We start from the raw sequence: 13,866 nt of genomic DNA, 5'->3' as shown, positions 1-13,866 counted from the left end.
ATATAGCTATGGAATTTTCAAAATCACAATTAGAAGCAATAAATCACAAAAATGGACCTTGTCTAGTTTTAGCAGTTCCTGGCGCTGGCAAGACAACCATCATAATAAATAGAATACTTAATCTCATAGAAGAGGAAAAAGTTTCTCCTTCAGAAATACTTGCCCTCACCTTTTCCAGAGCAAGTGCAAATGATATGCGAAAACGTTTAAAGCAATTTTCTAAATATACGACTTTTAAAAATATAAGGACTATTCATTCTCTTTGTTTTGAGATTGTTGCCACTTACAATAAATCTAAAAACAGTCCCTTTAATATGATTGAAGATGATAGATTCAAGGCCTTTAGGTATAAGGCAATAAACGACACTTATAAAGACATATACTTTTCTAACATTGACATAGAATCTTATCTTAGAATATTATCAGCGATTTCAACGATTAAATGCAAAAACCTAAAAGAAATAACCTTGCAAGTTGAAGATGAATTGGGTGTTAAGAATTTAAAAAAGTTTTATGATAATTATGAAAAAGTTCTCAAAGAAAACTATCTATATGATTTTGATGACCTCTTACTAGAAGCAAGAAAAATATTTGAAAATGATAAAAAATTCAAAAATTCATTTAAAAGTAGATTTAAATATATTTTACTAGATGAGGCTCAAGACACGTCTGATATACAATGGGATATTATTAAACTCTTGCTCAATAAGCACAATAATCTTTTTGTAGTTGCTGACGATGATCAAAGCATCTATAAATTTAGAGGTGCAAGCCCTTATATGCTTATGAGATTTGAGCACGAGTTTGCCAATGCTAAAATAATATATCTGGAAACAAATTACAGGTCCTACTATGAAATTGTAAATTCAGCCAATCGTTTGATTAAAAACAATAAATATAGGTACGAAAAAGAATTGCTCTCTAATCGCGGCAAAAAATCTAAAGTTAAGGTAAATATTTTAAAAACTCGCCAAGACCAATACGAGAGCGTGGTCAAAGATATTAAAGCTACCAAGGGTAAGAAAGCAATTATCTATCGCAACAATCTTTCAAGCATCGGCATTATTGATGCACTTGATAAAAATCTATTATCTTTTAACTTAAAAGACCACAATATCGATTTCTTTAAATCTAGTGTCTATAAGGATGTTTGTGAAATTATTTCTTTTATCTTAAATCCAACTGACTTTGATCTTTATTCAAAGATTTACTATAAACTTCAAGGATATGTTTCAAGGGCAGAAATAGAAGAAGCTCGCTACAATTCGCAAGAAAACGCAATAGATAAAGTGCTAGCAATTCCAAACCTGCCTGAATATAAAGCTGAGCTCTTGAATGATTTGAAATTACATTTAAGAATGGCGGCTGCAAACTTTAAAAAGAGGGGCCTGGATATAATTTTAAATAATTGTGGTTATGTAAACTTTTTAAAACAGTCTAAAAGAGAGCAAGCTCGTAGTCTAGATAGCTTGCTTAGGGTCTATAATACTCTCATTTCCATTTCAAAGGACACGAGTATAGAAGAATTCCTACCACGACTTGAGCAAATTAAAAAACTTTGCTTAATTGAAAACTCTTCTGATATAGAGCTCTTAACAATGCATTCGTCCAAGGGTCTAGAGTTTGACAATGTTTTTATAATTGACCTTATTGAAAGTGAAATACCAGGATCCAATATCTTGACAAATGATTTAGAAGAAGAAAGGCGCCTCTTATATGTGGGCATGACTCGGGCAAAAGAAAACCTATTCATGTACGCATATAAAAATGACGCCAATAATAAAGTCAAAATATCTCGTTTTTTTGAAGACCTAAGATAAATTATTTATCAAAAACAGATCCATCAATAAATTCTCTTAAAATTGATGTGTTTGGGATTAAATCGTCATCATCAATTGAATTGAAATAACTTAGGGTCTCTATCAACCTAGTGGCCCTTACAAAGTTATTATCATCTTCCGGCACGCTTTGAAGTAAACTCAAGGCGTGTTTTTTAATTGCTGCAATTTCGTAAATTAAACTTGTGTTAATAACTATATCAGCATCTTCTTGGTAAGGGAACACATATATATCCTCGCCTTCCCTAACATTTTTCCACTCTGATAAAGCAGAAGAAACATCTCTTCCCCTTGTGCGGACGTCTCTTACCATCCTTCTCAAAAATCTAACATCTGTAGTTGATAATCTATTAAGTGCATCAATGTTCATAGTTGTAAGAGCTGACAGATAAATTTTAAATTTATTTCTCTCTGGAATTTCCCTACTTAATATTGGATTAAGAGCGTGAATTCCTTCGATAATTATAATATCACGTGGTCCTAATTTTATTTTTTCTCCAGTTTTTTCTGCTCTTCCCTCTATAAAGTCAAATGATATCCTATCGATTTCTTTTCCTTCAATCAATTGCATTATGTCTTGATTTAACTTATGGATATCAACAGCATCTATGGATTCAAAATCGTATTCTCCATTTTCTTTTTTAGGTGTTAAAGACCTCTCAACAAAATAATCATCGGTCGAAATTTCAACCGTGTTTACTCCCCTCATGGCAAAATAAACTTTTAATTTTTGAGCTGTTGTTGTCTTGCCTGAACTCGAAGGCCCACTGATTAAGACAATCCTCTTAGCTTCATCTTTTAAAACTTCGCTAACTGTATTGTCATATTTTTTATCCATATGAGCTTCGGATATCAAAATTAAATCCCTAGCCTTGCCAGAAAGGATCTTCTCATTCATCTGTCCAACATAATTAACACCTAGAATTTTGGCAAACTTAGTCTCATCCGAAAAAACTTTTACTAAGCTAGGTTGTTCTTTTTCTTTTTTTGCATCATAGCCGTTGCTATTTCCAGGAAATACAATAAGCATGCCAGGATAATAGTATTTCAATTCAAAGTCTTTAATATAACCTGTAGATGGTGCTAGTATTCCCTCAAATCTGTCGACATAATCTCCACATCTATGCAATTTTACTTCATTTAAGTTGTTTGTTTCGATTAGCTTAACCTTGTCCAATCTATTTTGCTTTTCAAAATATTTAATTGCTTTTTCCCTTGGCCAAACTTCTTCTGTAATAGCTATATCAGAATTAATAATATTTTGCATTTCTTCTCTTATCTTACTTAAATCGCTTTGTGTAAAAGGAATGCCAAACTCCTCTTCAACATAGATTGAAGATCCAATAAAGCTATCAATAATAGATTGCCTTTCCGGGAAAAGTTTTACCTGCGCCATATGATACACGAGTATTAATGTAGATGTGTATACCCTAGTTCCAAGCGAGTTTGCAATATCAACTAAGATAACATTTTCGTCGCCATGTAACTTATAATTTAAATTTTTAATTCTTCCATCTACTATAGCTCCCAAAAAAATAAAATTACTTTCATTTTTTATATTATTTTCTTTAACTAATTCTTTTATGGACATTTCCTTTGTAATGTCTATAGAATTAACTTTTTTATTATGTGGTAATCTTAATTTTATATTCATAATTCCTCCTAAAAATATCTTACCCATTAAAAAATTTAATACTCATTTTCTTGTAAAAACTTTACTTGAGTGTTATAATACTCATACGGAGGAGAAGATGGAACCACTTATAAAATTAAATGACCTTTACAAGATATATAAGATGGGTGAAGAAAAAATTTATGCTCTTAGAGGTGTTGACCTCGAGATTAATAAGGGCGAATGTATATGCTTAGTCGGTCCTTCTGGGAGCGGAAAGTCCACCCTGCTTAATTTATGTGCAGGTCTTGAAAAACCTACAAAGGGTCAAGTCATAATAGGCGGTATTCATTTGGAAAATTTAAGCGAATCCAAGATGACGAAATTTAGACAACTTAATGTTGGCTTTGTATTCCAAGCATATAATTTAATTCCAACATTAACAGCGGTTGAAAATGTAGGACTTGGCTTAACTTTCAAAGGAATTCCCAAACACAAAAGAGATAAAATGAGCATTGATATACTTAAAAAGGTTGGACTTGGAAAACGCCTTTTTCACAAGCCAAGTGAAATGAGTGGAGGCCAACAACAAAGAGTTAGTATAGCAAGAGCATTTGTTGATAAACCGAAAATTATTTTTGCGGATGAACCAACTGGTAACCTTGACTCTAAGACAAGTATGGAAGTTATTCAGCTGATGACAAAAATGGTTCGTGATGCTGGTAGCACCTTAATTGTTGTTACTCACGATCCAGAAACTTCAATTTACTCAGACAGAATAGTTCATTTTAAAGATGGCAAGATTGAGAATATTATTAGTCAAAAGCCTCAAGAAATACCAGATGAGGATACAGATTCTAATTCAAATACAAATGCAAATGACAGTGAAGTATAGATTTTATAATAGGAGAAGAAAAGAAAATGAAAAACAAATTTATATTATTTTTATCAATTTTATTAGTATTTAGTACAATTACAGCAGTAGCTGAGGGTGATGGAAAAGAAGAACTACCACCCCAGCAATTTTCAGCTAAGGCCAGGATTGATGGAGACAGCTATATAGAAGTTGAACCTGGACAAACAGGAATCATAAGTGCCCTGGTAACTGTAACAACAGAAAGAGAAAACACTCAGCCAATCATAGTTAGCGGTAATGCAACTGCATCAGATACAACAAGTATTTATTTAGAAAACTCCTATGATGAAATGACTGCAAACACTTACGGACCATACAGAAATAATGGATATTATGGACCCCGTGACAGATTTGAAAACCCTAATTATAAGGAAGATACAGTTGGTCTAACTTTTAGAATTAAAGTTCCTGATACAGCAAGAGCTGGTAGCTACCCAGTTACTGTTAATGTTTTTGTGGATGGAGCAAGTGCTGGTCAATTTTCCTCAACTGTTAGAGTAAAAAGCAACGGTAAAGCTGCTTTTTCTAAGCTAGATTTAAGTGAAGTGACAGTCTTCCCTAACCCACATGATGTTTCCCCAGGACAAATGGTGGTTGCTACTGTAAATGTAAAAAATAATACTGAATACCCTGTTTATAATGCAGAGGTAAAACTCGAAGGAATGGACAAAGACGGCTTTACTCTTCTAAGAGATTTCAACGCCCGCACTATAGAAACTTTAAACCCCGGACAAGAAAGATCCTTTGCCTTTGAACTTGGAAGTGCCAAAAATATTAAACCTGGTAACTATGAGTTCAAGGTTACTCTTAACTATCCGAACGCATCAAAAGAAGGCGAAGCCTCAAACACCAGAAGCTTCTTCCTAACAGTAGGTTCAAATCCTGATAAGGCATCTGCTCTTATCATTGAAAATTTAAATGTGCCTTCAAAGACAATTTATCCGGGCAACCAAGCTAAAATTTCTTTTGATGTTAGAAATAAAGGGCAATCAGTTGCAGAAAGAGTTTATATAAAATCATCAGTTGATGGTAGCGGTTTGGTTTCAAGATCTGTAGGACAATTTTTTGAAGAAAAAATTAATCCTGGCGAATCCAAGCACTATGAATTTACCTACTTTGCTACACCAGCAAGTACAACTCAAAACTACCCTATCAGCTTTAAAGTTGAATACAATGATTCTTATTCTAATAAAGAAGAACCAATAGTTACAGAGCAAGTCGCAGGTATATTTGTATCTAACCCTCAAAAAGATGATGAAGGTAAAGATAAAAAACCTAGCACTCCAAAGTTAATTATTGAAAAGTATTCATTCGAACCTCGTTTACCTGAAGCTGGTAATGAATTTGAAATGACTTTAAATTTCCAAAATACAAACTCCAAGCACGAAATAAGAAATATCAAGATTACCCTTTCAAGTATGGAAACAACTAGCGATAATTCAAACACAGCTGGCTCAAATATCTTTACTCCAGTCGATTCTTCAAACACATTTTTTATTGACAGCATCAAACCTGGTCAAATGGTTGAAAAGAAAATAAAGATGTATACTGTGCCTGATGCTAAGGCAAAAACTTACCAAGTAACTGCAAATTTCGAGTATGAAGATACGCAAAATAATGAATATAAGGCTTCAGAAAATATTGGTATTCCTGTTATTCAAAAATCTAGACTTGAAATTGGAGAAGTTCAAACTCAAGAATCATTTAATGCAGGCGATGGTGCCCCACTAAGTGTTGTATTTTATAATACTGGTAAAGTAACCCTCTATAATATGATGGTTAGAGCTGAATCTGATGATCCGTCTGTTGAAATTCAAAATCCAACTTATTACATTGGTAACTTTGTTTCTGGATCAACAGAAAGCCATGACTGTCAGATCAACTCTTTTGAACCTGGTACAAAAAAAATAAAATTAATTTTCTCTTATGAAGATTCAACTGGTACCAAGCAAGAAGAAGTTAAAGAAATAACCTACGAAGTATCTGAAGCTCCACAATTTGACCCTAACGAAATGGGACCTGACGGAATGTACCCCGATGGAATGGACCCAGGCATGGAAGAAGAAGGCTTTATGGGAAAAGTCAAAAATCTTGCTAAAAAATGGTATTTTTGGACAATTCTCGCAGCTATTGCAATTGCTGTTATAGTTATTATCAGGAGGAGCCATCACAAAAAACGTGATAAGGAGCTGACCTTAGATGAGTAATATTGACTTACTTTTAATGAGTATTCGCAATCTTTGGAGGCGAAAGCTCAGAACTATCTTAACTATCTTGGGTGTAACAATTGGTTGTGCATCAATTGTAGTTATGCTCAGCCTTGGTCTTGGTATGAAAGCAAGTACTCAAAGACAACTTGAGGAAATGGGTGCCTTGGATGTTATCAACATTATGCCCTATCCTATTTATAATGATGAAACAGGAGCTGCCAAAGACCCTGCTCCATTAAATGACAAGGCCTTAAATACTATCAAACAATTAGACCACGTTGTTTCTGTTATGCCAATGCTTCGAGTTGATGATGCTCAAATATTTTCAAAAAAATATCAGACTTATGCAGAAATAGTTGGAGTTGATCCAAATGTTCTGGGTGATTTTGATATTAAGCCAGTATGGGGTAAGTTATTAACAGAAAATGATACCAATGCTGCAGTTTTTGGTGGCGGTATTAAAAGATCTTGGTATAACCCATCTTCTAGAAGTAACGGGATTATTTCGAATAATGACTCTCCTGTTAATCTCGAAAAAGACAAGATTGAAATAGGTCTAGGTTATGATTTTAGTGAAGACGGTAGACCATCTTTTAAAAAGACTTTTAAGATTATTCCTATAGCTGAACTAGATGAGCAAGACTACGAATATGGGTACAATATCTTTATTAATATGGAATTTGCAGAGAAGATTAATCGTGAAGCTAAACGCATGAAAGACCAAAACAAAGCTGAAGGTGGCTATAGTTTTAGCAGAGGATCTTCTACCAGCAAGTATTCACAAATTCTAGTAAAAGTTGATGATATTAAAAACGTAAAAGATGTTAATGACTCTTTAGAAAAATTAAATTTTAACGCTCAAAGTAAAATGAAATATGTAGAACCTATGATTAAATCTGTTGAAAACCAGCAAAAAATCCTCGGCGGCATTGGTGCTGTAAGTTTATTGGTTGCTGCAATCGGTATTGCCAACACAATGGTTATGAGTATCTATGAGCGTATAAAAGAAATTGGAATAATGAAAGTTATTGGTGCCAGTGTTCAAGATATTAAAAAAATATTCTTAACAGAAGCTGCCCTTATCGGTTTATTTGGCGGTGGAGTTGGGATTGGCTTTAGTTATATTATAAGTGCTATTATTAACAGCTACGCGTCTAAACCTTCTGATGGTTCTGGTATTGGTATGATGGGAGGCATGATGGGAGGCATGCCTGGTGAAGCAAACAAGATTTCTATCATTCCCCTATGGCTAGTCTTGGCCGCCCTTGCTTTTTCATCTATAATTGGACTAGTAAGTGGCTTCTATCCAGCTACCAAAGCCACTCGGCTTTCTCCACTTGAAGCAATTAGAACCCAATAATATAAATAATTTTATTTTAGACTTAAGTATGGCTTTATTATTAGGCCATACTTTTTTATTAGCTGTATAATATTTGTTAGAAGCAAACCGCTGTAAAAAATATACAGCCTCTTTTATGTAAATAAAAACTACCTTTATAAATTTCATTCACTTATAAAGGTAGTTCCTTTAATTTTATTCATTTGTCAAAGTCTCTAATTCAATATCATATATGTTATCTATCCTTATACAAGGCCCAGATTCTAAGCTTATAGTTCTCTCGTAATCGTCAATATTTTTAATTTTTCCACTTATAGATAAATATTTGCCACCATCCTTTAACTTGTCTGCTTCAAAATAAGTCAATCTTATAGGTGTATTTATATTTCTTAAACACTCATTGAGCTTCCAATCTAATCTATCTAGCTCAGCTTCAGTCAAATCAATTTTATTTTTAGTGTATCTTGCAGTTTCGGCTATGGCCTCTTCATAACCAGTAAGGGCCGCAAATGGAGCAAATTGTGCTGCCCTGTTTATAAGAGGCATTTTCATATGAGCCTTTGATATAGGCCGATCCATATCAATTATATTCTCGTACTTAAGATTCATGACTTATGCCCTCCTATCTGTCTGTTCCTTTCTATGCCAGTGGCCCCCTCTCTAAAGTTAATGCCCTTTAAAATAGCATTTTTCCCGTACTTATTTTTAATTTCCAGAACAGCTTTCTGTATTTTTTCTTCCTTATTTATACTAAATTTATTTCTTGTACTATTTTCTATCCTGCTAGTATCTAAGCTAAATATATCAATCTGTCTGCCATGAGTTGTTTTTTCAAGTTCATCCTTATAGCAAGTGTTATTAGCTACAATATTTAATTTTCTAATATAAAGCTCCTTGTTTACTATTCCATCAAAAAGTTCCTTAGCAGATTCAACAAAAACTTTAGACGATGAAGTGTACATATTTAAATTTTTTATACCATGAGATTTTTTGGGTATTTTCCTTCCATAGTGGTCCATCTTAATTTCTCCATGATAATTAATTTCTTTGTCTTCTAGACTAGTCCTGTCATAGCCAATAGTAATATCGATTTGATTGCTGACTAGACCTTTTGAATATAGATCAAGTGCTAAACTATCAGCCATCTCCCCAATAACAACCTTAGCTTGGTCATATTTATATGGTTCATGTAAAACTTGTCCACTGCTCCTACTTGTGTTTTGTGGTCTATACTTTTTTACATCAGAAATCGTACACGGCTCATAGCCCCAAGCATGGTCTATTAAGAGCTCAGCATTTATTCCAAATTCCTTATATAACACATCCTCATAATTGACAGAAAACTCAGCTATATCTCCCATAGTAAAAAGCCCATACTTTGCAAGCCTCTTTTGATAACCGCTTCCTACTCTCCAAAAATCTGTAAGCGGTCTGTGATCCCACAAATGTTCTCTATAACTATTAACATCCAAAACCTTAACTCTAACTCCGTGAGAATTTGGCTTGGTATGCTTTGCAAGTATATCCATAGCAACCTTGCACAAATACATATTAGATCCCACACCTGCAGTTGCCGTTATACCAGTTTCCTTTAAAACATCATTTACAATATGGGATGCTAAGTCTTCCCCATCCATACCATATAATTTCAAATAATTTGTCGCGTCAATAAATACTTCATCAATAGAATATACATGTATATCCTCAGCTGATATCCATTTTAAGTATATCTTATATATGGACTTGCTAGCCTCAATATACTTAGCCATACGAGGAGGGGCAACTATATAGTCTACTCCAACCTTCTGAGATTTATTTATTTCATCAATATTGTATGACATATGTTCAAAGTCTTTTAGACCAGATTTTTCTAGCCTATCAATATTTAAATTTCTTATTATCTGGATAGCTTCAAATAGGCGCGGCCTTCCAGGGACGCCCAAAGATTTTAAAGGCGGAGATACAGCAAGACATATCGTCTTATCAGTCCTAGAATTGTCAGCAACAAGTAAATTATATTTTAAAGGGTCCAACCCCCTTTCAATGCATTCGCAGGATGCGTAAAAAGATTTTAAATCAATAGCTATGTATGTTTTTTTGTCGCCCATAAAACTACCTCCGCATATATTATATACGATTTTAAACTTCTTTTCAACTGCTTGTTGCTTCATGCTAAAAATATTATTATTAAGGATGTATACTATTTTATGGTTATATAATAAAATATCACTAAAAAATTTTAAGTAACAAAAAACTCAGGAAAAGCTCCTGAGTTCTAAAATTTAAATTATTTAAAAGTCTATTCTACTGTTTCAGCAGTTTCAACTTTTTCAGCTGTTTCAGCCTTGGCTTCAACAGGTTTAACAACTGGGCGTGGTCTTTCTGGTCTGTCGTCTTGAATAGCTTTTGTAGGACATGTTTTTACACAAATCTTACAACTTACACATTTTTCATAGTCAATGTGAGCCAAAGAGTTTTCAAATGTAATTGCTTCTTTAGGACACTTTTTAACACATAGTGTGCATCCAATGCATCCAACCTTACATGCTTCTTTAACAAATTTACCCTTATCATTTGAAGCGCACTTAACAACTGTGTGCTTATTATAAGGCATAAGTTCAATAATATGTTTAGGACATATTTCAATACATTTTTTACATGCTACGCACTTATCTTTTATAATAACTGCAACGCCATCTACCATTTCTATAGCATCAAATGGACACACATCTTTACATGTTCCGCATCCTAAGCAGCCATAAGAACATTTCTTATTTCCGCCACCAATTTGAGCCATATATCTGCAATCCTTAACACCGTGATAATTATATTTATCAACAGCGTTATTGCAAGTTCCATTGCATCTAACAACAGCAACTTGTCTTTCAACATCAAGAGCTTCTGATCCAAGAACTTCTGCAACTTTTGCGGCAACACTTGGTCCGCCAATTGTACATGCATTGGATGGAGCTGTACCGTTTGCAATAGCATTTGCCAATCCTTCACAACCAGGAAATCCGCATGCACCGCAGTTGGCTCCAGGTAGAACTCCTAAAATATTTCCAACCAATGGATCCATTTCAACTGCAAATATTTTTGAAGCGACGCTAAGTAGTGCGCCAAAAATAAAACCTAAAATTCCAAGGACGGCAATTGCTTTTAAAATTTCTGTAAACATCATTACCTCCTATATTAAACCTGCAAAACCTGTGAAAGCAATACTCATTAGTCCAGCGGCTATTAGAGCCATTGGAAATCCCTTCAATGCTTCAGGTACATTTGCAAGTTCAAGTCTTTCTCTGAGAGCACTTAATAATAATAGTGCTAATGCAAATCCAATTGAAGCGCCTAGAGCACTTGCAATAGTTTGGAAAATGTTGTATTCATTTTGAATATTAACAATTGCAACACCAAGTACGACGCAGTTTGTTGTAATTAGTGGTAAGAAAACGCCCATCGCTTGATATAGTGAAGGACTGAGTTTTTTAATTACCATTTCAACAAATTGTACTAAGCTGGCAATAACCAAAATAAATACAATTGTTTGTAAGTATCCAAGCCCAAATGGATCTAGGATAAATCTTTGTATTACCCAAGTAAGTGCAGAGCTAATTGTCATAACGAATGTTACAGCCAAGCCCATACCTCCTGCAGTTTCTACCTTACCTGAAACTCCAAGGAAAGGACATATGCCAAGGAACTGACTAAATACGTAGTTATTTACAAAAATAGTCGAAATAATTATTTGAAAAATATTCATTATTCAGCCTCCTTATCACTTGTCTTCTTTTTTCTATCCCTTATGCTATTAAGGGCAAAAATCATTAATCCAAGAATAATGAACGCACCAGCTGGCATAACGAATAATCCCATTGGATTAAAGCCTTCAAAAATTGTATATCCAAAAATTTTACCTGAACCAATAATTTCTCTTATTGCAGCTAATATTATAATAGCAACACCATATCCAAGTCCACTAAAGAATCCATCAACAATTGATGGCAATAACGTATTCTTGCTAGCAAAGCTTTCTGCTCTGGCAAGGATCAAACAGTTTACAACAATTAGTGGAATAAATAATCCTAGTGAAGCATACACATCTTGAACAAAAGCATTTAAAAACATATCTACAATAGTAACAAATGTTGCAATTACAACAATATAAATAGGAATCCTGATCTTATCAGGAATAACATTTCTAAGTAGTGATATTGAAATATTGCTTAGTGTAGTAACAAATACAACCGCTGCTGTCATGGCAAGAGCGTTTTCAACATTAATTGAAACAGCTAATACAGAGCAAAGTCCTATCAATTGAACCAAGACTGGATTATTATTAAATAATGCATCTTTTATAATTTTTTTATAGTCCATTATTCAACTCCTTATAAATATCTAAAGCTATATTTACAGCATCTGTAACACCTCTAGAGCTTACAGTTGAACCTGTAATTGCTTGAATTTCACTAGCACCAGGATTTTCTTTCTTAACAGCTATTGGCTCTCTAACGGATTTGCCTGAGTATTGAGCTTGGAAATCTGGATTATCAACTTTAGTTCCAATTTCAGGAGTTTCCTTGTGCTTTAAAATTTTAATAGCTTTAATTTCATCGCCTATAAGAGCAGTGATTACTGTAATATCTCCACCGTAGCCGCCGCCATTTGTTGTAAGTAGATATCCAATTTCATCTCCGCCTTTAGTCGCCTTTACAATGCTTGTGACCTTTGAGTTAATTGCCTTATATTTATTTAATTCTTCACTAGTAAATTCAACAAATTCATCAGCTTCTGGAATCAATTCTTGATAAGCTTCATTAGCTTCTCTAGCTTCTCTTTCGGCAATAATTGGTTCTGTTACGCTATTTACATAGCCTAAAACACCAGCTGCCACCAAAGCAAAAACAAGAAGTATAATACCAAGTTTTATTGTTTCTTTCATTTTGTTTTTACCTCCCCAAATACCTTAGGAACAGTAAGTCTATCGATTAGAGGTACTGCAGTATTCATAATTAAAATAGAATAGCTAACGCCCTCAGCCATGCCACCTTTTAATCTAATTAAGGCAGTTAATAGACCGCAGCCCACTGCAAAAATAATCTTTCCTATCGGAGTTGTTGGTGCTGTTACAAAGTCTGTAGCCATAAAGCATGCACCTAGTAACAATCCGCCACCGAATAAATGGTAGAGTAAAAATTCTCCCCTTACTCCCATTGCAAATAATACTAACATAGTTGTTGCAATATATATGAGGGTAATTTTATAGTCTAAGACCTTTCTAATAACTAAATAAATAAATCCAATTAGAATGCAGATACTTGCAGTTTCACCTAAAACACCACTAATATTACCAACTATTACATCTCTTAAGGCTGGAAGTTGTCCTTCTCCTGCCTTCATAATTTGAAGTGTAGTTGCACCTGTAATCCCATCTGGTCCAATATAATTGGTCATTATTGCTGGCCAGCTCATCATAAGGGCTGCACGACCAGCTAAAGCTGGGTTCATAAAGTTTGAACCAATTCCTCCAAAGAGTTCTTTAGCAATTATAATTGCAAAAGCTGATCCTACAATTGGAATCCAATAAGGAACATTAGCTGGTAAGTTAAAAGCAAGTAGTAAACCTGTTACCACTGCTGATAAGTCGCCGATCAAAACTTTCTTGTGGAATGCCTTTTGCATTAATGCTTCGAAACAAACAGCACTGAGTACTGAAATAAGTATAATCATAGCTGCGTGAAGGCCAAATTTATATACTGAGAACAAGAGTTGTGGAGTTAAAGCAATAATAACATCCAACATCATCTTTCTAGTTGTTCTAGTTGTCCTCAAGTGTGGAGCCAAGGCAACAGTCCAGCTGCCATCTTTCGCTTCAAATTGTTCAGCTAAAGACATTTTATCAAATTCAGCGTCTGTAATTTCTGCTTTTATGTTTGAGTCTTCCTTTTTAACTA

12 protein-coding genes are annotated in these 13,866 nt (G+C 34.1%); 4 read left to right on the top strand and 8 right to left on the bottom strand.

Annotated elements, in window-relative coordinates:
* Positions 1-8 precede the first annotated feature (8 nt).
* A complete protein-coding gene (locus CUU59_RS03065) occupies positions 9-1,820 on the top strand; it encodes an ATP-dependent helicase (protein ID WP_099950537.1) in 1,812 nt (603 codons plus the stop codon).
* Position 1,821: 1 nt separating this feature from the next.
* On the opposite strand, the gene CUU59_RS03060 is transcribed toward CUU59_RS03065, so the two are convergent.
* Positions 1,822-3,492, bottom strand: coding sequence for a nucleoside kinase (locus CUU59_RS03060; protein ID WP_169922836.1), 1,671 nt, complete (start codon positions 3,490-3,492; stop codon positions 1,822-1,824).
* Positions 3,493-3,589: 97 nt separating this feature from the next.
* On the opposite strand from CUU59_RS03060, the gene CUU59_RS03055 reads away from it, so the two are divergent.
* The 3 genes from CUU59_RS03055 to CUU59_RS03045 are packed head-to-tail and all read left to right on the top strand — an operon-like array spanning position 3,590 to position 7,936.
* Positions 3,590-4,345 (top strand): ABC transporter ATP-binding protein, encoded by a 756-nt coding sequence (locus tag CUU59_RS03055; RefSeq protein ID WP_099950535.1) that lies wholly within the window; start codon positions 3,590-3,592, stop codon positions 4,343-4,345.
* A 26-nt stretch (positions 4,346-4,371) separates the two neighbouring features.
* On the top strand, positions 4,372-6,573 hold the full coding sequence (locus CUU59_RS03050) for a COG1361 S-layer family protein (protein WP_099950534.1): 2,202 nt from the start codon (positions 4,372-4,374) through the stop codon (positions 6,571-6,573).
* Positions 6,566-7,936: an ABC transporter permease gene (locus tag CUU59_RS03045; RefSeq protein WP_099950533.1), complete on the top strand. Its 1,371-nt coding sequence runs from the start codon at positions 6,566-6,568 to the stop codon at positions 7,934-7,936. The genes CUU59_RS03050 and CUU59_RS03045 overlap by 8 nt, the downstream gene beginning before the upstream one ends.
* A gap of 174 nt (positions 7,937-8,110) precedes the next feature.
* Here the strand turns inward: CUU59_RS03045 and CUU59_RS03040 are convergent, their stop codons facing one another.
* The 7 genes from CUU59_RS03040 to CUU59_RS03010 form a co-directional block, all read right to left on the bottom strand.
* On the bottom strand, positions 8,111-8,524 hold the full coding sequence (locus CUU59_RS03040) for a YolD-like family protein (protein ID WP_099950532.1): 414 nt from the start codon (positions 8,522-8,524) through the stop codon (positions 8,111-8,113).
* Positions 8,521-10,023 (bottom strand): Y-family DNA polymerase, encoded by a 1,503-nt coding sequence (locus CUU59_RS03035; protein ID WP_099950531.1) that lies wholly within the window; start codon positions 10,021-10,023, stop codon positions 8,521-8,523. Before CUU59_RS03035 ends, CUU59_RS03040 begins: the two co-directional genes overlap by 4 nt.
* Before the next feature lie 191 nt (positions 10,024-10,214).
* The gene (gene rnfB / locus CUU59_RS03030; protein WP_099950530.1) at positions 10,215-11,096 is read right to left on the bottom strand and encodes an RnfABCDGE type electron transport complex subunit B; all 882 of its coding nucleotides are present in this window, start codon (positions 11,094-11,096) and stop codon (positions 10,215-10,217) included.
* 6 nt (positions 11,097-11,102) lie between these two features.
* Positions 11,103-11,675 carry an electron transport complex subunit RsxA gene (gene rsxA / locus CUU59_RS03025; RefSeq protein WP_075573705.1) on the bottom strand — a complete coding sequence of 191 codons (573 nt, stop codon included), beginning with the start codon at positions 11,673-11,675 and terminating at the stop codon, positions 11,103-11,105.
* Entirely contained in the window at positions 11,675-12,289 is a 615-nt protein-coding gene (gene rsxE, locus CUU59_RS03020; protein WP_099950529.1) for an electron transport complex subunit RsxE, read from the bottom strand. The genes rsxA and rsxE overlap by 1 nt, the downstream gene beginning before the upstream one ends.
* Complete coding sequence (locus tag CUU59_RS03015; RefSeq protein ID WP_099950528.1) at positions 12,279-12,854, bottom strand: RnfABCDGE type electron transport complex subunit G; 576 nt, start codon at positions 12,852-12,854, stop codon at positions 12,279-12,281. Before CUU59_RS03015 ends, rsxE begins: the two co-directional genes overlap by 11 nt.
* Positions 12,851-13,807: an RnfABCDGE type electron transport complex subunit D gene (locus CUU59_RS03010; RefSeq protein ID WP_099950884.1), complete on the bottom strand. Its 957-nt coding sequence runs from the start codon at positions 13,805-13,807 to the stop codon at positions 12,851-12,853. The genes CUU59_RS03015 and CUU59_RS03010 overlap by 4 nt, the downstream gene beginning before the upstream one ends.
* Between the last annotated feature and the right edge of the window lie 59 nt (positions 13,808-13,866).

Origin of the sequence: Ezakiella peruensis, from assembly GCF_900215725.1 — a bacterium.
Classification (GTDB): Bacteria; Bacillota; Clostridia; order Tissierellales; family Peptoniphilaceae; genus Ezakiella; species Ezakiella peruensis.
The sequence above is the reverse complement of the archived record's forward strand: the minus strand, read 5'-3'. Positions and strand labels throughout refer to the sequence as shown.